Here is a 24,522-nt window from a genome sequence, read left to right as displayed (position 1 = left end):
AAAATTTGAGATTTGAGAATGTAATGTCTGTATGTCATAATGTTTTTTATGGTTAAAAATGTGAAGGAGCATCCAATATGTCACAAGAACTAGAAATTGAATTTAAAAATATATTAACACCTGATGAATTTTTCCGCTTGTTAAACGAGCTTTCTTTAACAGAAGATTCATTCGTTACGCAAGTGAATGACTATTTTGATACGGAAAGTTTCGCGCTTAAAGAACGACAATCTGCACTGCGCATCCGTCATAAATTAGATCGATACACCCTTACATTGAAAGAGCCCCATCCAGATGGCATATTAGAAACGCATCAGTCGTTATCTAGTTACGAGATGCAGCAATTTAAAGAGCAGCAACAATTACCTGAAGGCGATGTGAAAACGGCCTTGCTTCAATACGGCGTCGTCATCGATCAACTGAACCACTTAGGTTCGTTAACAACAAAAAGAGCGGAGTTACCGTGGCGTTCTGGTTTACTCGTTCTTGATGAAAACCAGTATTTAACCATTACGGATTATGAGCTTGAATTTGAAGCCAAAGAATATCATAAAGGAAAACAGCATTTCGAAGAATTATTGCAACATTTTTCCATCACAACTCGACCAACGCTTACTAAAATTCAACGCTTTTTTGAGGCAGCAACGCTGTTGTAATTGTTAAAATACTCCTTATTTGCTATGATATCCTTATTCAAGCAAGAGGAGAGACAACCTATGAGAACCGATTGGATTCAATTATGGGCAGCATCCCCATCCTTTAACAGCATGCCTTCTTTAACAAGCGCTGATGCATTTTCGTCCCCATTTTTCTTACTTCTTTCGGCAGCACTAGAAAAGGAACAATTGGTACAAACGCGATCATCGTTTCAACCACCACCGCCTTCCTTTGTACCTGTACGTATGACAGGAAAGCAACATGAGGTTACTTCGAACAGGGAAATTCAAGGAATGGTAGATCAAATCTCACACCAACAAGGCGTAGATCCTGCACTCGTTATGGCAGTCATTGAAAACGAATCTGGCTTTGATCCAATGAGCAAAAGTTCTGCCGGGGCAATGGGGCTCATGCAGCTTATGCCAGAAACTGCTCGTTCACTCGGCGTCCGAAATCCCTTCCATCCAAAAGATAACATTGAGGGTGGTGTGAACTATTTAAAAGCGATGCTAACACGCTTTCACGGAAATCATGAGCTAGCGCTAGCCGCTTATAATGCAGGACCTGGAAATGTAGCGAAATATAATGGCATTCCTCCGTTTCAGGAAACGCAGCAGTATGTAGCTAAAGTACTTCATACATATGAAAAATACCGTCAGAAATCCCACTAGAAACCGCCTTCATTGGAGGTTTCTTTTTTGCTTTTCAATAGAAAGACGTCCAACAACTAATCCTAATGTTTGCTAATCTCTCCATCTCCTTGCTACAATATAATTACAAAGCATTAGTAGCATAATTTGAAGGAGTTTTCACCATGAATAGAATGGACTTGACCCCTTACGAACACCTAGGAGGAGAAGCGGTATTAAGCAAACTCGTTACCACCTTTTACGCATTCGTTAAAGAAGACGATACACTCTCTCCCCTATTTCCAGATGATTTAACAGAGACAGCTCGCAAACAAATACAATTTCTAACACAATTTTTAGGTGGACCCTCCTTATATACAGATGAACATGGGCATCCTATGTTACGAGCCCGACACATGCCATTCCCGATTAGTCAGCAGCATGCAACAGCATGGCTACAGTGTATGGAAAAAGCGATGGACGCGATCGCCCTTACAGGCAGTTTAAGAGAATTTATTCTTAGTCGGCTAACCATGACTGCTTATCATATGGTGAATACTGCTGATGAGCCCTGGAAAGGAGAATAACGATTGACACCTTTTGAAGAAGAATTCTACTATGAAGCAAAGAAAAAAGGAACGTTTGATGCGGTTTCTTTTCCTAAACCATTAGAACTTTATTCTGTGATCGACCCGTTATGTCCTGAATGCTGGGCATTAGAGCCGATCCTAAAAAAGCTACAAGTTGAATATGGACAATATTTTACGTTACGCCATATTATCGGCGGTAGAATGGAAGCTTTAAATTTTTTCTGCAAGGAAAAGGGACGTCAAACACCTTACCACCTTGCAGAAAAATGGGAAAAAACAGCAAACGTGAGTGGCATGAGCTGCGATGGCGACTTATGGCTAGAAGACCCTATTTCCTCGCCTTATTACGTCTTTCTTGCCATTAAAGCAGCGGAGCTTCAAGGCAAGCAAGCAGGAATTAAGTTTTTACGAAAACTGAGAGAACAATTATTTTTAGAAAAGCAAAACATTTCAAAAGAAGATGTTTTATACTCAATCGCTGTCGATACCGGACTTGATGCTGAAGAATTTCGTAACGATATGAAAGCTGCTGCGGCCATTAAAGCGCTACAATGTGATTGGAAATTTACGAATGAAATGGAAGTAGATCAAATTCCAACACTCATTATCTTTAATGATAAGTCTGAAGAAGATGGTCTGAAAATTTCTGGAAGTTATCATTATTCCATTTATGTTGAAATCATTTCTGAGATGCTTGGTTTTAAACCAACACCATCACAGCCACCGTCGCTTGAAGAATTTATGAAAAAGTATAAGTTTGTAGCCTCGATCGAGCTATCAACGGTATACAATCTTTCTTGTACTGACATTGATAAGGCGATGAAAAAGCTCGTATTACAAGGAAAAGTAGACAAGGTTCCTGTGAAATACGGAACATTTTGGAGATATCGCGAAGCATGAACGAGCAAGCCACCCTACGTAATAGGGTGGCTTTTGTTGTGCCGTTTAACATAAACGAGATGTAGAAGGCATAAATAGTGTGTTGCAACATACGTTTTTAGAGACAAGGAGGATTGCCATGCTTTTTTTAATTCTTTTCATCCCCTGCCTCACCTTTGTACTGATCAGCATCTATGTCATGATCCTAGCACTCTTAAAAATGACTTCGTTTTTACTCGCTTTACCACTTTTATTTTTTTCCATCGTCCTTCTCATGATGGTGTTAAACTATCGTAGTAAAATACGTATTCTTTTTCAACAGAAGTAAAAGGCACATCGATTCTCTCGATGTGCCTTTGATCTTTAAAATAATAACTCTTCCATTTCATCTAGAATTTCTTCAAAGACTTTAAGAGCTGCTTCAATAGGCTCTGCTGTAGTCATATCGACTCCTGCTTTTTTCAACACTTCAATTGGATAATCAGAACTACCTGCTTTTAAAAATTCAATATAACGGGCGATTGCCTCGTCGCCACCTTCTAAAATGTCTTTTGATAAAGCAGCGGCTGCACTAAATCCTGTTGCATATTGATACACATAATAATTGTAATAAAAATGTGGAATGCGTGACCATTCTAAGCCAATTTCTTGATCGACTACAATGTCGTCACCAAAATATTTCACATTAAGCTTGTAATAAATATCACTAAGTAACTCAGGTGTTAATGGCTCTCCATTTGCTGCTTTTTCATGAATTGCTTGTTCGAATTCCGCAAACATCGTTTGTCGGAAAACCGTTCCTCTGAATCCTTCAAGATAATGATTCAGTAAGAATAACTTTTCTTTTTTATCTTCTGTTTTATTTAAAAGATAGTGACTTAATAAGGATTCATTACACGTAGAAGCCACTTCAGCGACAAAAATAGAATAATCCGCATATGGATACGGTTGGTGTTCTCTCGTAAAATAACTATGAACAGAGTGACCAATTTCATGCGTTAATGTAAATAAATTCGTCGCATTGTTTTGCCAGTTTAAAAGAATATAAGGCATGGTGCCATAAGCACCCGATGAATAGGCTCCGCTTCGTTTACCGACGTTTTCTCTCACATCAATCCAACGTTTTTCAAAGCCTTCTTTCACGATGTTTACATACTCTTTTCCAAGCGGTTCTAAACTATTGAGCACAAGCGTTTTCGCCTCTTCATACGATACGTCCATTTGTGAATCTTTAACAAGTGGCGTATACAAATCGTACATATGCAATTTCTCAACACCTAGTGCGCGCTTACGAATATTTACGTAACGATGCAACAAATGTAAATGATCATTAATTGTTTTCACTAATTGATCATAGACAGTTTCAGGAATGTTGTTTTCATGTAAACTAGCAGCACGTGCAGAGGAAAACTTACGCGTGCGTGCAAAGAAATTATCACGTTTCACCGTTCCACCAATCGTGCTAGCAAATGTGTTTTTAAACGATCCGTATGTTTTATAGACCGCTTTAAAAGCTTCTTCTCGCACACGACGATCGCTGCTTTCTAGAAGTGAAATGAAACGGCCATGTGTAATCTCTACTTCTTCCCCTTTTTCATTCTTAATGGTAGGGAATTTTAAGTCAGCATTATTCATCATACCAAAAGTCGTACTTGAAGCACTCGTTACTTCGCTAACATCTGCTAAAAGCGCTTCTGCCTCTTTTGAGAGAACGTGAGGACGCTGACGGTTAATATCGTCTAACATTTGTTTGTACAGCGTTAAATGAGCATTGTTCGTTAAAAACGACTGTAAACGTTCTTCTGACATGGATAGTATTTCAGGAGTGGCAAACGACAAGGCACTGCTTACTTGTGTTGCTAAAGCAGCAGCACGGTCATTTAATCCTTGATAGAAGGAGCTCGTCGTATCCTGATCATATCTCATATGGGCATATGTATAGAGCTTCCCAAGTTCTTGGGTAAGCTCATCTTGTTTTTGTAAAAATCCATACAACACTTCTGCTGATTCTTCAAGACGACCTTCATATGCTTTTACTTCTGGAAGCAACCCTTTAATGTGTGAAAAAGCTTCTTCCCATTTTTGATCTGTCGCATAAATTGCTTCGAGATCCCATGTATCTTGTTGTGCTAATTCTTCCCGTTTTGGAAGAGTTGATGATTTTGATTGCGCCATGCGGCAGCCCCCCATACTTACGATTTACGTGCTTGCCTACATTTTACCAGAAAACAGAACATTCACACCATGTTTTACGCTGTATTCCATTAATTTATAATCTGCTACAATCGCTTCATTCATCGTTTGAGGAAGGGTTGGATTTTTTTGCTTCATATACTGGTCTCCTTGCCTATTCAATATGCCACAGGCAACGAGTAATTCTAAATAAGCAGCACAAGCATGACGATAGGTAACTTTCTTGAGCAGTGGTAACAGACGAGGGGTTAATAGCCGGCGCTCAATTAATAACTCGATCGTACGACAAACTTCACGAAGCGCAATCGGATGACCTATTGCACAAGGAAGTACGCAATAGAGGAGAATGAAAGACTGCCAAACGTAAGTGGCTTCCGAGAACGTAAAGCTGTATGGAACAGGCATACCTGCTTCTGAAGGAAACAAGGAAAGGTAAGAACCTTGATTAAGGAAGGCTTTTTTTAGAAGATAGTGGGCGGAGGTTTTTTGCTTAAACGCATGAAGACGCCATTGTTTTTTCTTGTGAAGCCACGTTGAACTTGAAAATTGTAAGCCTCGCTGAAGTGGTGGAGGGCTATAGACTATTTTGAGAAAAGAAAAATGAGTGAGTGGAATGGTACTAAGATGACCAAATACGCGCGTACTGCTTAATGAAATCATTCTTGAAAGAAGATAGAACTGCTTTTCTTCGGGACAAAAATACGTGAGAAAAGGGAAGTGCGAAGAAGACATACGAGCGGCTAACCAATCGAAGGCATTTACTTGAAAGATTGAGGTACTTAACGGTTTCAAACGCTTTTTCCCAAGAATCCAATGTGGAATCAGATTTTCTTGTACATAACCATTCGTCCGTTCGATAAATCTCTCTGGTTTTAAGGGAGAGCATTGAAATTCTACAATATCATGAGGAGGAATCCATAAATCAGGACGTTGTCCAATGCGAGGAAAGTACGGTTCTAACACGGCTTGTTCGGAAGATTGAAGAGCTTGTTCGAAAAGAAGTTTCTTTCCGAGTAAATGATAATGAGATTCTGATGAAGCTACACATTCTTTTTTTCCAGGAGTATGCGCAAAATGCCATAATAACTTCGTACCAGCACGCACTCTTACTTCTGACTTACACTGTGGACAATAAAATCCGGCTTGTTCTTGAAGATTTTTTAGATAAGAACGTGAGTAACCGTCTAAGAGGTTAATTTTGCGACCACTTTTTAACTGTGCAATAAACATGAAATCTGCTGCCTAGCAACTTGTTGGCGTCCGGCTTATTTAACAGGTGTAGTTTATTTGACTGCTGAATGAGGTGGGCTAAAATAACACTTGCTAGGGTAGCATGAATCGTTCGCTAACACGTTAGGCAACGTTCCCCCCTTCATGATTTAAAATAAAACGTGTCCATCCTACCTCCTTTTGTTCATTGTATAGAATGACCCTTATGAGTTCAATTCTTTTTTGCTCACAAACATAAAAAACACCGATTCCAAAAAATGAAATCGGTGTTGTCTTACATAGGAAAATGAGAAGAAATATCTTCTAGTGCTCGATCGGCAATAATTTGTTTCCCATACTCTTGAATGCGATGCACAGAGCTATCCGAGTCTATGCCGTATTCTAAAAGTTGAGATAGAAGATCATCTTGCTCACGATCTGTTGTTTCTTGATGGAAGGTGACATATAAATAATATTTATGTTCAAAATGATAAAGGGAATTAGCAAACAGTGAACTGTCTACATTATGACTTAGCATAATTAAGTCTTCAAAATCATTGAAAACGAGTAAAAACGATAAATAGTCTTCATCTGCCAATTCTATTTCTTCATGATCGCTATCTTCTTCTGAAGAGAACGGCTGATCAAGTAAACTCTCAATACTTTTATCAACGGGAAGATCGATTTTTTCTTCACCGAGTGGCAATTCTAGCTTCGTACCGTCTTTTGACATTTGTGCCCTCGTTACGATGATTTCGAGCCCCTTATCTAATGCTTGCACTTGAATCCATAACGGACCTTCCAAGGGAAACTGCTCTTGCTGATGCGCCTCATCCATCATTTCCCAAAACAATTCCTCGCCCCGCTCACGATTTGACCAGATTTCTTCACGATCAAACCCGCGATCCTCAATGTCTCCGTACGTAATAAAAAACTTAATTGTAAATTCATTGACTCTTTCGATTTCCATTCTGCTCTCTCCCTTCTAACCGTATCGTCACTTACGAAGGGATAAATTCCCCTAGTATCCGTGTTGTCACATTTTAAAGATCAATAAGAAATTCCAATCCATAAAGGACCGCTTCTTGTACTTCCTATTCTATGATAAAACCTTAAAGTTGGAAATAAAAAAGGGTTGATTCTGCTGCCCTTTTTTAACCGTACCCTTTTATAGGAAAAAAGCTTCTACAGAATGTGCTCTGTAGAAGCTTTTTTTAGTTAACCATACGTTGCGCTTCAAGAAGCTGATACGTACGAACTTTTCTCGGTAAGAACCGTCTAATTTCGTCTTCGTTGTAACCAACTTGTAGACGTTTTTCATCCATAATAATCGGGCGTCGAAGCAACCCAGGATTATCGGCAATTAGCTGGTAGAGGTCTTGCAGTGGCATCGTTTCAACATTTAAATTTAACTCTTGAAACGTTTTAGAGCGGGTAGAAATAATTTCATCCGTTCCATCTTCCGTCATGCGGAGAATTTGTTTAACCTCTTCTATGCTTAATGGCTCTGAAAAAATATTCCGTTCTTGATAAGGAATATCATTCTCCTTAAGCCATGCTTTAGCCTTGCGGCAGGATGTACAACTCGGCGAAGTAAATAAAGTAACCATATGGATCTTCTCCTTCCCCATACTTCTGATTTATACCTACTTTAAAATAGTTATTAAATCATATTTTTTATTATACTACATTTTCGTTCATCATTAAAGACCTTCACAAAAATGTAATAAAGCTTATACAAATACAGTTCAGAATAGTACGGTATGTGATTTTTTTTAGTATAGTAGGTATGTACCCAGTATTCCACATCTTAAAACCTAAAAAAAGAAAATGGATGAAAAAAATTTTCATCCATTCTCGTACTGTTTTATGCTGTTGATTTCTTTTGTATGTTAGACGCTGGGCCTTTCTTTTGAAATGGTGAAAGTCCCCTTAAATTCTTTTTAAGCATCTCTTTCAACATTTCCCTTTTCTTTTGCTTCTTTTTCCCTTTCGCTTTCATGCAAACTCCTCCTAGCTGGTTCCTGCATGTGATTAGCGTGGCGTTCTTTTTCAAAGGTTAAAACGTTGGAAACGTGTTCATATGTCTCACCGTACAGTTCTTTATCTTTGTACGTGTGTATCTCATTATACGTCTTTTTCATCTTTTCATAAATACTTTCTTCACTTTCTTTTTGTGGTGACCAATATAAGATTTCCATTTCATTAATTTTGGACGTTGCTAATGAACGGCGCTTGTAACCAATTTTAGCAGCATGCTGAAACCCTTCACGATGATAAAAGCGCTGTCGCTTTTTCGTATCAGAATCTTCGTAATCAACAGGTTCCACTTCAAGAATAATGGGCTTATTCTTTTGTTTCAATTGATCCAGTAGTGCTTTGCCCAATCCTTGCCCACGCGCGTCTTTTGAGACAAATAAATAATCAATAAAGATGAAGTCTTCAAGCTCCACGTACATCATAACATGATGAGGACCTTCGTCTTTAAAGTACATATGCGCTTTATCTTCTAGCAGCAACTCCATATGTTCTTGCGATTTCATTTCTTCTATTGGAAAATACTCATTTAATTTTTCGTACCAATTCATTTCATTCGTCGCTCCTCTTCTACTTCCGGTCACGGTCGGAAAATAGTTTAAGTTAGTATTCCCTCTTTCCAAAGCATCAAACATTCTATACAATAGAAGAGAAGTGACTTTCACCTATAGGGGGAGAGAAAATGACCGGTTTTATCGTAGACCTGATTTTACTTGCTCTTTTTGTGATTGGCCTCACTGCTTTTATGGGAATTATTACACACACATTTTCCTTAAAAGTGTTTGGCAGAAAAGCTTCATCGACCTATATCGACCAAACAAAAGCATTTCGTGCTAATTGGTCCGATGTTAAGCGGAAAGATCGATAAACAGCTTCTGCACACGAGAGGCTGTTTTTTTGCGAAAAAAAGAATGGTAATTAAAGTTGAGGTGTACAATGCATACAAACTTACGATCCTTCATGAAACAGTTACAAGCAGAAAAAGAAATCATTGAAATATCAGCCGAAACCGATCCTTATTTAGAGATTCCGGAAATTCATCGTCGTATCATTGACGAAGAAGGCCCGGCTCTTTTATTTACGAATGTTAAAGGCAGTGATACTCCAGTCGTTACCAATTTATTTGGAACGTTACGAAGAGTTGAACTTGCTTTTGGTCCGAAACCTGAAGCGCTCGTAAAAGAACTTGTCGCTTCTATAGACGATCTTCTTCCACCATCACCAAAAAAACTATGGGACAAAAAAGGCATGATTAAAGATGTCTTAAAGCTTGGGACAAAAACGGTAAAACCGTCTAAAGCACCGATTACTGAATACGCTACAAGTCACGTTAACATGAAACAGTTACCCGCGTTAACTGGCTGGCATTTAGATAGTAATCCTTTTGTTACGTTGCCACTCGTTTATACCGAGCACCCTGATCACAACGAACATAACCTAGGCATGTATCGGATTGAAATTAAAGAAGAACAAAAAACGGGCATTCATTGGCAGATTCATAAAGGTGGCGGCTTCCATCATTACGCTGCTGAGCAACAAAACAAAAACCTGCCCGTTACATTGTTTTTAGGGGGACCGCCTGCGTTAATTATTTCAGCCATCGCTCCCTTACCTGAAGCGGTGCCTGAATTGATGTTCTCCTCCATGTTAATGGGTGAGAAGTTAGCCGTAACGCATCAACCTGGTCACCCACATCCATTGATTGCTGAAGCAGAATTTGCCTTTGGTGGCTATGTACCGCCCCATGTCCGCGAACCTGAAGGTCCATTTGGCGATCATTATGGCTATTATTCATGGGCACATGATTTTCCTGTCTTTAACGTCAATAAGATGTGGAAAAGAAATGATGCCATCTATCCAGCGACTGTCGTTGGAAAGCCTAAACAAGAGGACTACTTTATCGGCGAATATTTACAACGCTTAATGAGCCCACTATTCCCTGTAGTCATGAATGGTGTTCAAAAGCTTTGGACTTACGCAGAGACAGGTTTCCACGCGCTTGCCGGCGCTGTTGTACGAGAATCTTATTATAAGGAAGGTCTTGCTCACGCCCTTCGAATTATGGGCGAAGGACAGCTCACATTGACGAAGTTTCTCATGGTTACAAATAAAAATGTGGAACTCCAAGATTTTTCCCAACTGCTAGAAGCTGTTCTTGAGCGCTTTATGCCAGAACGAGATCTATTAATTTTAAATGATACATCGATGGATACATTGGACTATACCGGTCGTAAATTCAATACCGGCAGTAAAGCAATTATGACCGGCCTTGGCGAACCAATCCGTGAATTGAAGCGTGTCTATGATGGTGGTACCATTGATGGTATTCGACAAGTACAAGCCTATTGTGGCGGTTGTTTATGCGTAAGTGGCCCCTCTTTCGAAGAGGCACCTGACTTTGCCATGCATGTTGTAAATAGTGCAGGGAATCAGCTGGCTGATTGGCCACTTGTGTTCCTAGTCGACGATGCCTCTATCGCAGCTACACAAGCACAATTTTTATGGACGACCTTTACGCGTTTTGATCCAGCATTTGATTTATATGCAACGAGCGAAATTGTTCGAAATAAAATAAAATATAGTGGCCCTATCGTTATTGATGCACGGATGAAACCATTTTATCCCGAAACCGTAGAAACACGCGAAGATATTAATACACTCGTTTCTACTCGTTGGAAAGAGTACTTTGCTTAATAACCTAGAAAAGAGAGAGACGTCCAAAGTGAACGTCTCTCTCTTTTTTTGTTATATTGGCAAAAAAATCTTATACTGAAAACTTGAAGACCCAATGAAATGATGCTATAGTATATAACAATATACATTTTTTCAGAAAGGAGACTCAAATGATGAGAAAAGTAACGTTATCACAACTGTTTCAACATGAATTAGTACAAAAATATTTAAATCGATCCGGGGTTGTGCATGCGATTTCGACAGCTTATCATGCATTTTCTCTCGCCAAACAACATGGCGTAAATCCAGACTTAGCAACAAAAGCAGCTCTACTGCACGATATCGGTCATTATACGTGGTACACCGATGGAAAATGGGATTATGCTTTATATAAAGAAAACGATATTCATGCGATTAAAGGTGCTGAGCGTGCCCATAAACTATTAATTGAACTAGGTGAAGATCCAAGAGATGCAAAAGAAATTGCTTTGGCTATTTTATTGCATACCGATTCGTACTTACCAGAAGGTCAATTACAACTTTTACCTCTACAACAAGTTGTTGCTCTTGCCGATGAAGCAGATGAAGAGCCAGGTGGTTTACATCATTATCGACAGCTTGATTATTCAACAGCGTGTAGTCGAATTAAAAATTTGGACCGATGGGTGGACGCGTACTATGCAGCGGCAAACTTAAAACACTCCGTATGATAAAAACAACGGAGTGTTTTTTATTAGGCTATTTTTAGTGAAAAATAAAACCAATTGCATTTTCACTAGCATAGGTTCCAATTGTACTACCAAATCGTGTAAAGGATACATTTTTAAAAGCATCCAAAGAGAACAATTCCCCAAATTCCTTCATAACCTCACTTTTTGAAGGTAGGCTATGAATAATAAATAATTCTTTTCCTGGATGGTCATCTTTCCACTCTTGAAAAAGCTCTTTCAAACGCGTTAAACCTTTTTTCTTGCCACGGAACTTTCCTACTGTTTCAACGATGCCATCTTGCACAGCTAATAATGGCTTTATATTTAAGATTTCAGCAATAGCACCTTGAACAGCAGAAATGCGTCCACCTTTTTTTACATTTTCAATCGTTTCTAATAGTACATAAGCAATAATAGATTTTTTTGTTTCAGCTAACTTTTCAACAATTTGCTCCGCACGCATTCCTTCAAAAGCAAGTCGCTCAGCTTGTCTTACTAACACTTGAATGCCTGCTGACGCCGTTCCAGAGTCAACAATAAACACTTGCTGTTGATCTTGATCAGACAACATACTACGGCCAATCGTTGCACTTTGTACCGTTCCACTTAAATTTGTGGCTAAACCAAAATAAATGACTTCATTCCCTTTTTCCACTTGGGATGTAAACAATTCATAAAACGCTTGTGGAGAGGGTTGGCTCGTTTTTGGTAATTCTTTTTCTTCGGCCATTCGCTCATAAAACTCATTTGTAGTAATGGTGACATTATCTAAATAATGATCGTTACCAAATGCAATGTTTAATGGAATGACGGTTAACGGAACGGAGCAAGTTGATTGTTCAACACAATAGTCGCTTGCGCTATCCAGTACAAAAGTGATATTCATTCATGTACCTCGCTTTATCATAGATGCTTACTATCTTAACATAACATAAGGCGATCATCCGTCATACGGAAGACCGCCTAAAAATTACTGTTTATTCCCCATGTTCACTTCTTTGTCATAAATATGACAAGCTACCCAATGTCCTTCACGTGCTTCTTGCCATTTAGGAGCAGTGCTTGCACACACATCCGTTGCAAATTGACAACGTGTGCGGAAACGACAGCCACTTGGTGGATCAATCGGACTAGGAAGTTCCCCTTTAATCGCAATGCGCTCACGATTACGTTCAATTTCTGGATCTGGAACTGGAATAGCAGATAACAGAGCTTGCGTGTATGGATGAAGTGGTTCTTCATAAAGCTCATCACTACCTGCTAGCTCAACCATGTTACCAAGATACATCACGCCTACGCGATCAGAAATATGTTTAACCATTGACAAGTCATGAGCGATAAAAAGATACGTTAGTCCACGTTCTTTTTGAAGCTTCATCATTAAGTTAACAACCTGAGCTTGAATAGAAACATCCAATGCCGAAATAGGCTCATCGGCAATAATGAAATCCGGATCCACTGCTAACGCTCGGGCAATCCCAATACGTTGACGTTGTCCACCAGAAAATTCATGTGGATAACGACTTGCATGTGATTTATTAAGACCCACTGTTTCTAAAAGCTCATACACACGTTCTTCACGTTCTTTCGAAGACTTTGCAAGACCGTGAATGTCTATTCCCTCGGCAATAATATCTTTAATCGTCATACGCGGATTAAGCGAAGCATATGGATCTTGGAAAATCATTTGCATTTTACGGTTAAACGTTTTTAACTCACTAGTTGATTTTTTACCATGAACATCTGTACCATCGTACTTTACCGTACCATCTGTTGCATCATATAATCGAATGATCGTGCGACCAGTTGTCGATTTCCCACAACCAGACTCTCCTACTAATCCCAGTGTCTCTCCTTTATAAATATCAAAGGAAACATTATCAACAGCTTTTAAAACTGCATTACGACCCACTTTAAAATGTTTTTTTAGGTTTTTTACTTCTAACAGTTTCTCACGTTCCACAACTGACATTAACGAGCACCTCCTACGACTGCAGCTTCCGGTGGTTCCACTTTTGGTGCGCGCTCATCAAGTAACCAACATGCTGCTTGATGTGTGGAAGAAAGCTCTGTTGCATCCGGCATATGGTCTGTACATACTTGCATCGCATGCGGACAACGTGCCGCAAATGGACAACCAACTGGTGGCTTTAAAAGATTTGGTGGCGTTCCTGGAATCGCCAATAATTCTTTATCTTTCGCATCAAGTTTTGGCATGGATGCTAACAAGCCCCACGTATACGGATGTTTTGGATTATAGAAAACTTCATCGGTAGTTCCTGTTTCAACGATTGTTCCACCGTACATAACGGCTACGCGTTGAGAAAGGTTTGCTACTACTCCTAAATCATGCGTAATAAGAATGATGGCCGTTCCTGTTTTTTCCTGAAGATCACGCATAAGATCAAGAATTTGTGCTTGAATCGTTACGTCAAGTGCTGTTGTCGGTTCATCAGCAATTAGCACTTTCGGATTACATGCAAGCGCAATCGCAATCACAACACGCTGTCTCATCCCTCCAGAAAATTGGTGAGGGTACTCATTCACACGAAGTTCTGGATTTGGAATATTAACGAGCTTTAATAAGTTAATTGCACGTTCTTTTGCTTCTTGTTTGGAAAGATTTTGATGTTTACGTAACCCTTCCATAATTTGTTTACCAATCGTCATCGTTGGATTTAAAGATGTCATTGGATCTTGGAAAATCATTGAAATTTCTGATCCGCGAATCTTTTCCATTTCACGATTAGACAGACGTGCCAAATCTTTACCTTCAAATAAAATTTGACCTTCTTTAATTTCACTCGTTTTCTCTGGTAAAAGACGCATAATCGCCTTTGACGTTACTGATTTACCAGATCCTGATTCTCCAACGACCGCAAGGGATTCACCTTTATCAAGGTGAATATTAACCCCACGAACTGCTTTAACTTCTCCTGCAAACGTATGAAAGGAGACGTTTAAGTTTTTTACATCTAATATTCTTTTCATCTCTTTTCCCCCTATTTGCGCATTTTTGGATCAAGTGCGTCGCGAAGACCGTCACCTAACATATTAAAGCTGATCATAATTAATGAAATAATAAGAGATGGGAATAACACTAAGTGCGGTGTTAATTCAAGACCCTTAAACCCATCATTTACAAGCGTACCTAGAGATGCTGTTGGCGGTTGAAGGCCTAAACCGATAAAGCTTAGGAATGCTTCTCCAAAGATAGCTGCTGGAATCGTAAACATGGATGTAATAACAATCGACGCTAATACATTGGGAAACATATGTTTAAATAGAATGCGTTTGCTGTTTGCACCTAACGTTTTTGAAGCCATCACAAACTCTTGACCTTTTAATTTCATTACTTGACCACGAACAATTCTTGCCATCGTCGTCCATCCTGTAATTACCATCGCAATTGAAATAGAGATAACACCAGGATCTAAAACGAGAATAAGTAGGATGACGACAATTAATTGTGGAATACCAACAAGTACTTCTATAATACGTTGCATAACATTATCAACTGCGCCGCCTTTATAACCAGAAACCATTCCGTATATAACCCCAACTAACAGGTCAATTACTGCCGCTAAAAATGAGATATAAAGGGAAATACGCGTTCCTTCCCAAACACGAACGAATTGATCACGACCAAAAACATCTGTTCCAAACCAGAAATATTCATTTTCTGCACCAGCTGCTTTATATTTATCGTTCCCGAACGTATCATGACCATCTAAACCAAGAAACGGTATTTTTTCAAGCAACGGAATTCTTGCTGGTAAATTTGCTTTAGCTGTATCTTGATGAGTCGCTGTATGTGAGCTTAAAAGAGGTCCTAAAAGCGCAAAACCAAATATTAAAACAATGATGGCTAATCCAACCACAGCTGCTTTATTTTTAAACAAGCGACTCATGGCGTCTTGCCAAAATGTTCGGCTTTTTTGCGCCATTTGCTCCGCTTCAGCAGAAGTTAAGTTTGCGGGTTGGAACAAATCTTCTGTAATTTTCTTTTCTTGCATGCTCATTATTCCTTACCTCCCGCTACTCGAATTCTCGGATCAATCACTCCGTAGAGAATATCAACAATTAAAATAACGATAATGAATGCCGTACTATAAAAAATGGTTGTTCCCATAATGACAGGAAAGTCATTTTGTTGAATAGACGATACGAACTGAGAACCTAACCCTGGAACTGCAAAAATTTGTTCAATAATAAGTGTTCCCGTAATTAAGTTAACAGCTAACGGTCCTAAAATTGTAACAACTGGAATTAAGGCGTTACGAACGGTATGCTTCATAACGACAACACTATTCGCAATTCCTTTAGATTTCGCTGTTGTAATATAATCTTGTCCCAACACTTCTAGCATTTCCGTTCTCATAAAACGGGCAACGGTTGCAACAACGAATACTGCTAACGAAAGTGTTGGCAGAACATGATATTCTGGGCCTTCCCATTGAGCAACTGGTAACCATCGTAATTTAACACCGACGAAATACTGCAGTGCCCCTGCAAAAACAAACGATGGTATGGATATTCCCAAAACAGCGACAATTGATGTCCAATAATCGATCCACGTATTACTTCGCAAGGCTGCAATAATTCCCATGAAGAGTCCTATAATTGTTCCAACAATCGTTGCTTCAATCCCTAGAACGGCAGAAGGTCCGATGCGCTCAGTAATAATGGTTGTTACCGAACGATTATCTTGTTGGAATGATACACCAAAATCACCTTTTGCTAACTTGCCTAAATAGTTTAAATATTGTACCGGAACAGGCTTATCTAAACCATATTTTTGATATAACATTGTTTTTTGCTCTGCCGTTAATTTTTCTTCGTTGTTAAACGGCGTACCTGGTAATAGCTTCATAAGGAAAAAAGTAAATGAAGCAATAACTAACAATGTAATGAGCATGTAAAATATACGCTTACCGATAAAACGAACCATATGGCACCTCCTAAATGTAACCTACCCTACTTTTCATTTTAAACATTGCATCTTTTCCTCACAATAGTTTTTTTGAAAAGTTCGACATTTTTCTTGAATCTTTGCAGTTAAAAGGAGAGTATATGGCTTACTGACATATACTCTCCCGGTAAAGCGCTTCAAAAGTCGTGCTTATTATTTTTCAAGATCCCAATATTTGTAGCTGTAATCGCCACCGAAGTTATGTTTTGTAACACCTGTAAGCTTCGGATTTGTGACCCAACCTGTAGAACGTTGATAAATACCACCAACTGCTACGTCATCTGTAATGAGAAGTTTTTCAGCATCTTGCATGATTTTCCAACGTTTCTTAACGTCAGTTTCAGCAACTGCTTTTTTAATCATTTCATCATACTTTTTGTTAGAGTAGCCCATTTCATTATGTGGGTTGCCTGTTACGAACATATCAAGGAATGTCATTGGATCTGGATAGTCAGGACCCCAACCAGAGTAGGACATATCGTAATCCATTTTTGTTTCAATTTCAAGTTTTTGCTTAAATGTTGTTTGTTTAATATTCACTGTTAAACCAGGAAGATTTTGTTCTAATTGATCTTTTAAGAACTGAGAGTCACGCTTTGCACCGTCACTGTCTGTATTTAGAAGTTCAATAGTTACTTTATCTTTACCGATTTCTTTTAGACCTTTTTTCCAGAAGTCTTGTGCCTTTTTGTTGTCTCCAACGTTAAGATTTCCAACATCATCGCGGAAGTCTTTTCCGTCTGGACCTTTAGCAAGCTTAGTTGGTACTAGGAAGTAAGCAGGTACTGAACCGTCTTTTAAGACTTTTTCAGATAATTGCTTTTTATCCCAGCCCATGTCGATTGCACGGCGAATGTTTTTATTTGCTAACGCTTTGTTTTTCGTTTGGTTAAAACGTAAGAAGAATACAGTTGATTCTGGAATAGTTTTAAATTTATCTGTTTGTGTTTTATATTTATCGATATATTCTGCTGGTACAGCTGTACGATCTAACTTACCAGTTTCAAACAAGTTAATTTTTGTTGCACTTGCACCGTTAACAATTGTGTTAATTTGATCAATTTTAACGTTTTTCTTATCCCAATACTTATCATTTTTCTCAAGTGTCCAGCCTGCACCGTGCTTCCATTTAGTCATTTTGTAAGGACCATTGTAAAGTTGGTTTTCTGGCTCTAAACCAAATTTTTCGCCTTTTTCTTTAACAAACTTTTCGTTTTGTGGGAACAACGTTGGGAATGCAAGAAGCGATTTTAAATATGGTAAAGATTTAGCCGGTTTTGAGAATTTAATTTCAAGCGTTTTGTCATTTATTGCTTTAATTCCTAGTTGGTCAAGCTTGTTGTACATTTTGTCTTTTGGATCAAGAATTTTATCAGCATTTAGAATGTTCGCAACAGTGAACATAAAGTTATACTGTGATTTCGTATCTTTATCCATTGCGCGTCTCCAGCCAAATACATAGTCATTAGCTGTAACAGGCTCACCGTTGCTCCATTTTGCATCATCACGAAGCTTAATTACCCATGTTTTGCCGCCATCTTTTACTTCTGGCTCACTTGCTGCGCCAGCAAGGATTGGAGTATCTTTGCTGTCTAGTGTATAAAGTCCTTCATGTGTGTTGTTTGATACTTCAAATGATACTTGATCATCGGCTTTCGCTGTATCGTATTTCGGAATATCCTGGTTTTCTATTAAGTTAATGACTTTTTTGTTACCGTCGCTAGTTGTACTTCCGTTACTGCCACTGCTACACGCTGAAAGTACTACACTTCCTGCAAGCCCTACTGTCAAAAGTGTACCCATTTTTGACTTGTTCATAGAATGACCTCCCCTTTATCTTTAGAACCTTTAACTGGACAAAGCTTCGTGAATTATCAGACATTTTGCCCACAACCGTATTATACAAGTATTCTTACAATTATGCATAGACTTTTTTTTACGACTTTTACAAAAAGCCTATATTATTTACGTTTTCTTGACATAAAATAGGTACAAATACCTATTAACACTTCTAAGCCCTCCTCTTAACATTTGTTATTATTTTACAAAAACAAGGAGGTTTTCTATGTCTTTCTTACCTCTTTTCAACCGGGAAATTTTACGCCTTTCCACTGTCATATCACACTGCTTTTTATTAATTTTGAAGGAGATGGGAAGAAAGTAATGTTCGAGGGAACCGTAAACATGGTACACTATTGTGTAACAGAGACTTTTTTATTTCACCATTGATTGGAGACGATATGAGCATGTCCCGGTTTACATTAACAGCTGCTATAACTAGTGGAACAATTGTACTATCACTTATTCTGCAACTGATCATCGATCGATCCTTTAACCTTTTACATTTTTATAATACGGTATTCATGGTTTCACTCGCCATTTTATTAATAGGGCTCATGTTATACGTTGTTAAAGGGGGCTTTTTCGATGTATTTACACGATCTTTTAAGAAATTTTGGCGCATGTTATCCAAGCGTTCTCTCTACCAATCTGAAGTAATGGACGACTCTCATTTTTCATTATCACAACGGATTCCAGCATACGTTGTAACGTCATTTATTGCCTCTGGTCTTTTTTTAGTTATTGTTACAATGATAATTGCTTTCTTCTTATAAAAACGGTATAATTTTTTGAAACATATAGTTAGCGATGATAAAGAATAGTACATGTTAGAATGTTTTTAGAGAGCTTGCGGGTGGTGAAAGCAAGTAACAAACTTTCATGGAATGGGCTTTGGAGCTCCTGTCTGAACATTAACTACAGTAGGAACAGGCGTGCTTGTCCGCACGATACTTTGGACACCGTATGAAGTACGGGTAAAGCGATTCTATGTACAAGTAGAATAATAAGGGTGGCACCGCGGTCCATTCGTCCCTTCTAGATTTAGAAGGAATGAATGGGCCTTTTTTGTATAGAAAAAATTTCATTTTAGGAGATGACGAATATGTCTGTTACGTTTTCAGGTATTCAACCGAGCGGAACAATTACGCTTGGAAATTATTTAGGCGCGCTAGCGCATTTTGTTCATTATCAAGAAGAAAGTCACTGCTACTTTTGTGTTGTCAATCAGCACGCCGTGACTGTACCACAAGATCCTGTGGCTTTGAAGAGCAATAGCCGTAGTTTAGCGGCTTTGTATATTGCAGCTGGCATTGATCCTACGAAGTCTACAATCTTTATCCAATCAGAAGTACCGGCACACGCGCAATTAGGATGGATCTTACAATGCAATGCGTACATCGGTGAACTGGAGCGTATGACACAATTTAAAGATAAATCAAGCGGAAAAGAAGCCGTCTCTGCCGGTTTATTAACGTATCCACCACTCATGGCTGCTGATATTTTGTTATATGGAACGAACTATGTTCCTGTCGGAGAGGATCAAAAGCAGCATATTGAGCTAACACGAGACTTAGCGTTACGTTTTAATAAGAAGTATCGTGAAATCTTTACGATTCCAGAACCACGCATTCCAAAAATCGGTGCTCGCATTATGTCACTTGCTGATCCTACGAAAAAAATGAGCAAATCAGATGAAAACAAGAATGCACTCATTTCTATTCTCGATGAGCCAGCAACCATTATGAAAAAAGTAAAGCGCGCAACAACTGATTCAGAAGGCGTCGTCAAATACAATAAAGAAAACAAACCTGGAATTTCAAATTTGCTAACAATTCATTCATTGTGTAGCAATGAGACAATTGAAGCGCTTGAAAAGAAATATGAAGGCGCTGGCTATGGTGACTTTAAAGAAGGTGTCGCTCAAGCAATTATCGACTTATTATCTCCCATACAAGCAAAGTATAAAGAATTAATGAGTTCTGATGAGCTTGATAGCATTCTTGATGAAGGAGCAAGCAGAGCCAATAGAGTTGCCAATAAAATGTTGAATAAAGTAGAACGTGCAATGGGTCTTGCACGCAAACGTCTCTAATGAGCAAAAAAACGATGAGAAACCGTAAGTTTCTCATCGTTTTTTTAATTTACATGCGTTCCGTTTTCTAGCTCCCATATTTTCTCGAAATATGGCTGACCTTTTACGAGTCGTTCACAAATCGTATAATGTTGTGTACTCCAGCCTTCTCTTAATTCTTGAAAAAGACCTGACCACGCTTCTTCAAAGGCCATATGCTGGATATCTTCGTAACGATCCGGTAACCATTCCGTTAACCAATAACGAACTTCGGCAACATTTTGTGTTGTATGAAGTTGATCTAATACCATAAACAGTAATTGCTTCAGTTGGCGTTCTTTGCGGGTAAGACCTCTCATGACATCAGGAGATGGAGAGAGAATATGATGTTCTTTTTCTTTTTCTCTTTTAAAATAATACGTTCCTGTTTCCATTTGCTCCGCCATTTCAAACACAAGCTGCTCTTGTCTCGGAATGAGACGACTTTTGCGAATAGGCATGCGATATCCCATCGTATCAATGACGATGGCATTTTTATAATCCGTAGCTATGAAACAATAATCTAATTGCACACGTTGATTGTTTTTACGAACATACGCTTTTTGATGAACTTCTTCTAATAATGAGTCGGGCAAATCACTTAATTCGTTTTCCATGTAATGAAGAAGTGCGGAATTCACTCTGACGATTGGTACCTGATCGAGCAGCTCAATAAAATCATCTTTTCGCCACTCATGAAATTCACAGACATTATATCCGTTTTCTTCCCCTTCAAACCAGTTCACCCATACATCTCTTAAATATAACATTTCGCAACCCCTGCCTTACCGTTTTAGTTAAAAACAGTATAGTCATAGGTTGTCTTCTTTATTCTTTTCGAAGCAAGAAAATCATGAAAACTCTTTTAAAAAAATAGTTATCGCATAACTTGTTCGTTTTGAATCATACTTTGGAAATAAAACACGATGGTAGTAAAATGAAAAGACGCTATCCTACATTTACTGATTTGCCAAACACATTTGCATGAAAAATGGAATTGGGCCCATACCCTGACCGAATGATGCCAAACAAAAAACCAATACAATGCTAGTACATAAAAGATGAGTGTAAGTTTAAAACAATCAAATTCAAGAAGGAAGTGACTATACAGGTTATTCTACGATAGAGTATTTAACTCCCTTAAAGTTTACCTCACGGCTGAATCTATAATTAATTCCGGCGTCAATGTCTATTCACTCCAAGAAGCTCTTTCAACAAAAAAAATCCCGAATCATGGACTCCATTATAGAGACAATGCTTCGGGATTTTAAGTTTATCAAACTTCTTTTATTCACTAAATTTCTTGAAAATTAAAGTTGCGTTATGGCCACCAAAACCGAGCGAGTTACTCAAAACAGCGTTCACTTCTTTTTCTCTCGCTTTGTTTGGAATGTAATCTAAATCACATTCTGGATCTGGTGTTTCATAGTTAATTGTCGCTGGCATAATGCCTTCCTCAATGGCTTTCACAGAAAAGATGGCTTCAATTCCACCAGCAGCACCAAGCAGATGACCTGTCATTGATTTCGTTGAGCTAATTGCAACTGTGTGAGCGTGTTCTTTAAACACTTCTTTAATTGCCATTGTTTCAAACTTATCGTTATAGTCTGTGCTTGTGCCATGAGCATTAATATAATCAATGTCTTCAGGGCGTAAGCCGCTGTCTGCAATCGCTTGACTCATCGCACGCACACCACCTTCTCCCCCTGGAGCTGGTGCTGTAATGTGATAAGCATCGCCTGTACCTGCATAGCCAACGATTTCAGCATAAATTTTTGCGCCGCGTTTTTTCGCAAATTCCAAATCTTCAAGGATAAGAATTCCTGAACCTTCTCCAATAACAAAGCCGGTACGATTTGCATCAAATGGACGACTAGCCGTTGCAGGGTTTTCATCATAAGACAAAGCACCCGCTTGACAGAAGCCTGCGATCGCCATATCTGTGATTGGCGCTTCCGCTCCACCACAAATCATCGCATCCGCATCACCACGCTGGATTACTTTAAAAGCGTCACCAATTGAGTTGGCACCAGAAGCACAAGCCGTCACCGTACAAGAGTTCATGCCTTTTGCTCCAAGAATAATCGATACTTGTCCGGCTGCCATATCCGGAATCATCATTGGAACGAAAAATGGGCTTACTCGGCGATACCCTTTTTTCTCAAACGTACGGAACTGTTCTTCATACGTACCCATCCCACCAATTCCAGAGCCAATCCAAACCCCAACACGCGGCGCGATTTCTTCTGTAATATCGAGCTTTGCATCTTCTACAGCCATTTTAGAAGCGGCTACCGCAAATTGTGTGAAACGATCCATTTTTCTTGCTTCTTTTTTCTCTACAAAATCCTCTGGATTAAACGTTGTTGCTTCTGCAGCAACTTTGACAGGAAATTTATCAGCATCCCGAAGTGTCAAGGGACCTACTCCAGATTTTCCTTCTTTAATATTGCTCCATGTTTCACCAACGCTATTTCCTAATGGAGAAATCATACCTAATCCCGTAATTACGACTCTTCTTTTCATCGAAATTCAACGCTCCTTTAAAGAATAATTCTACGATTATCGTCCCCAGCGAAGAGCAACAGCTCCCCATGTTAATCCGCCACCAAAGCCTACTAGAACGAGTAAATCATCATCTTTAATCTTACCATTTTTCAAGGCATCAGCAATTGCCATTGGAATACTTGCTGAACTTGTATTACCATACTTTTTAACAGTGACTGCCATTTTTTCTTGCGGAAGGTCCAATCGTTGACGTGCAGCTTCCATAATGCGAATATTCGCTTGATGAGGCACAAGAAAGTCAACATCGTCTTTCGTTAAACCTGCTTTCTCCACAACATTCATAGAAGATTCACCCATTTGACGAACGGCAAATTTAAAAACTTCGCGCCCGTTCATATAAATGTATTGATCTTGATATAAATGTTTAGCACCTGTTCCGTCTGATCCTAATTCAAAGGATAAGATTCCTCGACCTTCAGATACTTTAGAAAGAATTGCCGCTCCTGCTCCGTCACCAAATAAAACAGCTGTATTGCGATCTTCCCAATCTGTAATTCTTGAAAGCTTTTCAGCACCAATGACAAGTACGTTGCGATACGTACCCGCTTCTATAAAATGCTTCGCCATTACCATGCCATACATAAAACCTGCGCAAGCTGCACTAATATCCATTGCAACTGCATTTTTTGCTCCTAAACGCTCTTGAATTAAACAAGCAACGGAAGGAAATGGACGATCTGGTGTAACAGTCGCAACGAGAATAAGATCAAGCTCTTCTGCCGTAATTCCAGCATTCTCTAACGCTTCACGCGCTGCACCTTCAGACATGTGTGATGTATTTACATCGTCACCTGCAATACGACGCTCTTCAATCCCTGTGCGTGTACGAATCCACTCATCACTCGTATCTACCATTTTCTCTAAATCGTGATTACTTAATACTTTTTCAGGGACATAAGCACCTAAACCTATTATGCCAGCATTCATGTCATTACCCCTTTAATTTATTATTAGTTAACTTACGATAAAAACGTTAGTATCAATATTTAAGACCTGGTACTAATTTTAAATGAAAAGCACTTTTTTGTCCAGCACCACCGTTTATTAGACAAGGTACGTTCGCCGATAGTGGTGCATAATTTGTTACGAAGCAGCATCTTCTTTAGTTCAAATATAAGGAGGGCTTTTTTTGAATCGACGCTATACACCACGCATTCCTGTTCGATCACGAATACCCGCTCCCCCTCAACCACCTTATCCACACTTCCCTCCATCACCGCAGAACTTTATGCGAAATGGAAACGTTATAGAGGAGGAGCAACCGTTTATTCCTATGTCTGTGCGCCAACCGTTCCAACGACCCAATCCCCTGCTTAGCTCGTTTCGAGGAAATGATGGTTCAATCGACTATAATAAGGTAATGGGCCTCGTTGATCAAACAATGAAAATCGCCCAACAGTTTTCTCCACTACTTGATTTATTTAAAAAGAAATAAGAAAGGGCCGCCAACTGG

At 39.0% G+C, this 24,522-nt stretch carries 24 protein-coding genes and 1 other annotated feature; of the genes, 10 read left to right on the top strand and 14 right to left on the bottom strand.

All coding sequences use genetic code 11. The features are described 5' to 3' along the window. Positions 1 to 77: 77 nt before the first annotated feature. The 4 genes from A374_RS14770 (at position 78) to A374_RS14755 (ending at position 2,776) form a co-directional block, all read left to right on the top strand. Positions 78 to 656, top strand: coding sequence for a CYTH domain-containing protein (locus A374_RS14770; protein WP_007203036.1), 579 nt, complete (start codon positions 78 to 80; stop codon positions 654 to 656). A gap of 60 nt (positions 657 to 716) precedes the next feature. Beyond that, positions 717 to 1,328, top strand: a complete 612-nt coding sequence (locus A374_RS21315) for a lytic transglycosylase domain-containing protein (protein WP_007203035.1) — start codon at positions 717 to 719, stop codon at positions 1,326 to 1,328. A 143-nt stretch (positions 1,329 to 1,471) separates the two neighbouring features. Next, positions 1,472 to 1,873 carry a globin domain-containing protein gene (locus A374_RS14760; RefSeq protein WP_007203034.1) on the top strand — a complete coding sequence of 134 codons (402 nt, stop codon included), beginning with the start codon at positions 1,472 to 1,474 and terminating at the stop codon, positions 1,871 to 1,873. 3 nt (positions 1,874 to 1,876) lie between these two features. Beyond that, a complete protein-coding gene (locus A374_RS14755; RefSeq protein WP_007203033.1) occupies positions 1,877 to 2,776 on the top strand; it encodes a ClpXP adapter SpxH family protein in 900 nt (299 codons plus the stop codon). A gap of 342 nt (positions 2,777 to 3,118) precedes the next feature. Here the strand turns inward: A374_RS14755 and pepF are convergent, their stop codons facing one another. The 5 genes from pepF to A374_RS14725 all read right to left on the bottom strand — a co-directional run bounded on the left by pepF (position 3,119) and on the right by A374_RS14725 (position 8,745). Further along, positions 3,119 to 4,930, bottom strand: coding sequence for an oligoendopeptidase F (gene pepF, locus A374_RS14745; RefSeq protein ID WP_007203031.1), 1,812 nt, complete (start codon positions 4,928 to 4,930; stop codon positions 3,119 to 3,121). 36 nt (positions 4,931 to 4,966) lie between these two features. Next, a complete protein-coding gene (locus A374_RS14740) occupies positions 4,967 to 6,178 on the bottom strand; it encodes a competence protein CoiA (RefSeq protein ID WP_007203030.1) in 1,212 nt (403 codons plus the stop codon). A gap of 274 nt (positions 6,179 to 6,452) precedes the next feature. Beyond that, positions 6,453 to 7,127 (bottom strand): adaptor protein MecA, encoded by a 675-nt coding sequence (gene mecA / locus A374_RS14735; protein WP_007203029.1) that lies wholly within the window; start codon positions 7,125 to 7,127, stop codon positions 6,453 to 6,455. Between the two features lie 244 nt (positions 7,128 to 7,371). Then, entirely contained in the window at positions 7,372 to 7,767 is a 396-nt protein-coding gene (gene spxA / locus A374_RS14730; protein ID WP_007203028.1) for a transcriptional regulator SpxA, read from the bottom strand. A 333-nt stretch (positions 7,768 to 8,100) separates the two neighbouring features. Then, entirely contained in the window at positions 8,101 to 8,745 is a 645-nt protein-coding gene (locus A374_RS14725; RefSeq protein ID WP_007203027.1) for a GNAT family N-acetyltransferase, read from the bottom strand. Positions 8,746 to 8,876: 131 nt separating this feature from the next. Here A374_RS14725 and A374_RS14720 point away from each other — a divergent pair, with 131 nt between their 5' ends. The 3 genes from A374_RS14720 to A374_RS14710 all read left to right on the top strand — a co-directional run bounded on the left by A374_RS14720 (position 8,877) and on the right by A374_RS14710 (position 11,577). Next, positions 8,877 to 9,062, top strand: a complete 186-nt coding sequence (locus A374_RS14720; protein WP_007203026.1) for a hypothetical protein — start codon at positions 8,877 to 8,879, stop codon at positions 9,060 to 9,062. A 68-nt stretch (positions 9,063 to 9,130) separates the two neighbouring features. After that, positions 9,131 to 10,888, top strand: a complete 1,758-nt coding sequence (locus A374_RS14715; protein ID WP_007203025.1) for a UbiD family decarboxylase — start codon at positions 9,131 to 9,133, stop codon at positions 10,886 to 10,888. Positions 10,889 to 11,040: 152 nt separating this feature from the next. Beyond that, complete coding sequence (locus A374_RS14710; protein ID WP_007203024.1) at positions 11,041 to 11,577, top strand: HD domain-containing protein; 537 nt, start codon at positions 11,041 to 11,043, stop codon at positions 11,575 to 11,577. Positions 11,578 to 11,611: 34 nt separating this feature from the next. On the opposite strand, the gene A374_RS14705 is transcribed toward A374_RS14710, so the two are convergent. From A374_RS14705 to A374_RS14680, 6 genes are all read right to left on the bottom strand, one after another. Beyond that, positions 11,612 to 12,463 carry a DegV family protein gene (locus A374_RS14705; protein ID WP_007203023.1) on the bottom strand — a complete coding sequence of 284 codons (852 nt, stop codon included), beginning with the start codon at positions 12,461 to 12,463 and terminating at the stop codon, positions 11,612 to 11,614. 84 nt (positions 12,464 to 12,547) lie between these two features. Then, entirely contained in the window at positions 12,548 to 13,549 is a 1,002-nt protein-coding gene (locus tag A374_RS14700; RefSeq protein ID WP_007203022.1) for an ABC transporter ATP-binding protein, read from the bottom strand. Further along, positions 13,549 to 14,568, bottom strand: a complete 1,020-nt coding sequence (locus A374_RS14695) for an ABC transporter ATP-binding protein (protein WP_007203021.1) — start codon at positions 14,566 to 14,568, stop codon at positions 13,549 to 13,551. The genes A374_RS14700 and A374_RS14695 overlap by 1 nt, the downstream gene beginning before the upstream one ends. 11 nt (positions 14,569 to 14,579) lie before the next feature. Next, on the bottom strand, positions 14,580 to 15,599 hold the full coding sequence (gene opp3C, locus A374_RS14690; protein WP_007203020.1) for an oligopeptide ABC transporter permease: 1,020 nt from the start codon (positions 15,597 to 15,599) through the stop codon (positions 14,580 to 14,582). Next, positions 15,599 to 16,528 carry an oligopeptide ABC transporter permease gene (opp3b, locus tag A374_RS14685; RefSeq protein ID WP_007203019.1) on the bottom strand — a complete coding sequence of 310 codons (930 nt, stop codon included), beginning with the start codon at positions 16,526 to 16,528 and terminating at the stop codon, positions 15,599 to 15,601. The genes opp3C and opp3b overlap by 1 nt, the downstream gene beginning before the upstream one ends. A gap of 174 nt (positions 16,529 to 16,702) precedes the next feature. Next, positions 16,703 to 18,367 carry a peptide ABC transporter substrate-binding protein gene (locus A374_RS14680; RefSeq protein ID WP_007203018.1) on the bottom strand — a complete coding sequence of 555 codons (1,665 nt, stop codon included), beginning with the start codon at positions 18,365 to 18,367 and terminating at the stop codon, positions 16,703 to 16,705. A gap of 428 nt (positions 18,368 to 18,795) precedes the next feature. Between A374_RS14680 and A374_RS19600 the strand changes: the two genes are divergently transcribed. Together A374_RS19600 and trpS are read left to right on the top strand one after the other, a co-directional pair. Continuing rightward, positions 18,796 to 19,164: a DUF3899 domain-containing protein gene (locus A374_RS19600; protein WP_007203017.1), complete on the top strand. Its 369-nt coding sequence runs from the start codon at positions 18,796 to 18,798 to the stop codon at positions 19,162 to 19,164. 25 nt (positions 19,165 to 19,189) lie between these two features. Continuing rightward, positions 19,190 to 19,428, top strand: a binding site (T-box leader). A gap of 65 nt (positions 19,429 to 19,493) precedes the next feature. Then, a complete protein-coding gene (trpS, locus tag A374_RS14670; protein ID WP_007203016.1) occupies positions 19,494 to 20,483 on the top strand; it encodes a tryptophan--tRNA ligase in 990 nt (329 codons plus the stop codon). Positions 20,484 to 20,527: 44 nt separating this feature from the next. On the opposite strand, the gene A374_RS14665 is transcribed toward trpS, so the two are convergent. The 3 genes from A374_RS14665 to A374_RS14655 all read right to left on the bottom strand — a co-directional run bounded on the left by A374_RS14665 (position 20,528) and on the right by A374_RS14655 (position 23,996). Then, positions 20,528 to 21,271 carry a YjbA family protein gene (locus A374_RS14665; RefSeq protein WP_007203015.1) on the bottom strand — a complete coding sequence of 248 codons (744 nt, stop codon included), beginning with the start codon at positions 21,269 to 21,271 and terminating at the stop codon, positions 20,528 to 20,530. A gap of 517 nt (positions 21,272 to 21,788) precedes the next feature. Continuing rightward, positions 21,789 to 23,027 carry a beta-ketoacyl-ACP synthase II gene (fabF, locus tag A374_RS14660; RefSeq protein WP_007203014.1) on the bottom strand — a complete coding sequence of 413 codons (1,239 nt, stop codon included), beginning with the start codon at positions 23,025 to 23,027 and terminating at the stop codon, positions 21,789 to 21,791. A gap of 36 nt (positions 23,028 to 23,063) precedes the next feature. Continuing rightward, positions 23,064 to 23,996 carry a beta-ketoacyl-ACP synthase III gene (locus A374_RS14655; protein WP_007203013.1) on the bottom strand — a complete coding sequence of 311 codons (933 nt, stop codon included), beginning with the start codon at positions 23,994 to 23,996 and terminating at the stop codon, positions 23,064 to 23,066. Between the two features lie 202 nt (positions 23,997 to 24,198). Between A374_RS14655 and A374_RS14650 the strand changes: the two genes are divergently transcribed. Beyond that, positions 24,199 to 24,504: a YppG family protein gene (locus A374_RS14650; protein ID WP_007203012.1), complete on the top strand. Its 306-nt coding sequence runs from the start codon at positions 24,199 to 24,201 to the stop codon at positions 24,502 to 24,504. Positions 24,505 to 24,522 lie beyond the last annotated feature (18 nt).

Origin of the sequence: Fictibacillus macauensis ZFHKF-1, from assembly GCF_000269865.1 — a bacterium.
Classification (GTDB): domain Bacteria; phylum Bacillota; class Bacilli; order Bacillales; family Fictibacillaceae; genus Fictibacillus_C; species Fictibacillus_C macauensis.
The sequence above is the reverse complement of the archived record's forward strand: the minus strand, read 5'-3'. Positions and strand labels throughout refer to the sequence as shown.

What these genes read in the sequence shown, in the direction of transcription:
- A374_RS14770 (WP_007203036.1), top strand. Translation starts at nt 78, where the DNA reads ATGTCACAAGAACTAGAAATTGAATTTAAAAATATATTAACACCTGAT.
- A374_RS21315 (WP_007203035.1), top strand. Translation starts at nt 717, where the DNA reads ATGAGAACCGATTGGATTCAATTATGGGCAGCATCCCCATCCTTTAAC.
- A374_RS14760 (WP_007203034.1), top strand. Translation starts at nt 1,472, where the DNA reads ATGAATAGAATGGACTTGACCCCTTACGAACACCTAGGAGGAGAAGCG.
- pepF (WP_007203031.1), bottom strand. Translation starts at nt 4,930, where the DNA reads ATGGCGCAATCAAAATCATCAACTCTTCCAAAACGGGAAGAATTAGCA.
- A374_RS14740 (WP_007203030.1), bottom strand. Translation starts at nt 6,178, where the DNA reads ATGTTTATTGCACAGTTAAAAAGTGGTCGCAAAATTAACCTCTTAGAC.
- mecA (WP_007203029.1), bottom strand. Translation starts at nt 7,127, where the DNA reads ATGGAAATCGAAAGAGTCAATGAATTTACAATTAAGTTTTTTATTACG.
- spxA (WP_007203028.1), bottom strand. Translation starts at nt 7,767, where the DNA reads ATGGTTACTTTATTTACTTCGCCGAGTTGTACATCCTGCCGCAAGGCT.
- A374_RS14725 (WP_007203027.1), bottom strand. Translation starts at nt 8,745, where the DNA reads ATGAATTGGTACGAAAAATTAAATGAGTATTTTCCAATAGAAGAAATG.
- A374_RS14720 (WP_007203026.1), top strand. Translation starts at nt 8,877, where the DNA reads ATGACCGGTTTTATCGTAGACCTGATTTTACTTGCTCTTTTTGTGATT.
- A374_RS14715 (WP_007203025.1), top strand. Translation starts at nt 9,131, where the DNA reads ATGCATACAAACTTACGATCCTTCATGAAACAGTTACAAGCAGAAAAA.
- A374_RS14710 (WP_007203024.1), top strand. Translation starts at nt 11,041, where the DNA reads ATGAGAAAAGTAACGTTATCACAACTGTTTCAACATGAATTAGTACAA.
- A374_RS14705 (WP_007203023.1), bottom strand. Translation starts at nt 12,463, where the DNA reads ATGAATATCACTTTTGTACTGGATAGCGCAAGCGACTATTGTGTTGAA.
- A374_RS14700 (WP_007203022.1), bottom strand. Translation starts at nt 13,549, where the DNA reads ATGTCAGTTGTGGAACGTGAGAAACTGTTAGAAGTAAAAAACCTAAAA.
- A374_RS14695 (WP_007203021.1), bottom strand. Translation starts at nt 14,568, where the DNA reads ATGAAAAGAATATTAGATGTAAAAAACTTAAACGTCTCCTTTCATACG.
- opp3C (WP_007203020.1), bottom strand. Translation starts at nt 15,599, where the DNA reads ATGAGCATGCAAGAAAAGAAAATTACAGAAGATTTGTTCCAACCCGCA.
- opp3b (WP_007203019.1), bottom strand. Translation starts at nt 16,528, where the DNA reads ATGGTTCGTTTTATCGGTAAGCGTATATTTTACATGCTCATTACATTG.
- A374_RS14680 (WP_007203018.1), bottom strand. Translation starts at nt 18,367, where the DNA reads ATGAACAAGTCAAAAATGGGTACACTTTTGACAGTAGGGCTTGCAGGA.
- A374_RS19600 (WP_007203017.1), top strand. Translation starts at nt 18,796, where the DNA reads ATGTCCCGGTTTACATTAACAGCTGCTATAACTAGTGGAACAATTGTA.
- trpS (WP_007203016.1), top strand. Translation starts at nt 19,494, where the DNA reads ATGTCTGTTACGTTTTCAGGTATTCAACCGAGCGGAACAATTACGCTT.
- A374_RS14665 (WP_007203015.1), bottom strand. Translation starts at nt 21,271, where the DNA reads ATGTTATATTTAAGAGATGTATGGGTGAACTGGTTTGAAGGGGAAGAA.
- fabF (WP_007203014.1), bottom strand. Translation starts at nt 23,027, where the DNA reads ATGAAAAGAAGAGTCGTAATTACGGGATTAGGTATGATTTCTCCATTA.
- A374_RS14655 (WP_007203013.1), bottom strand. Translation starts at nt 23,996, where the DNA reads ATGAATGCTGGCATAATAGGTTTAGGTGCTTATGTCCCTGAAAAAGTA.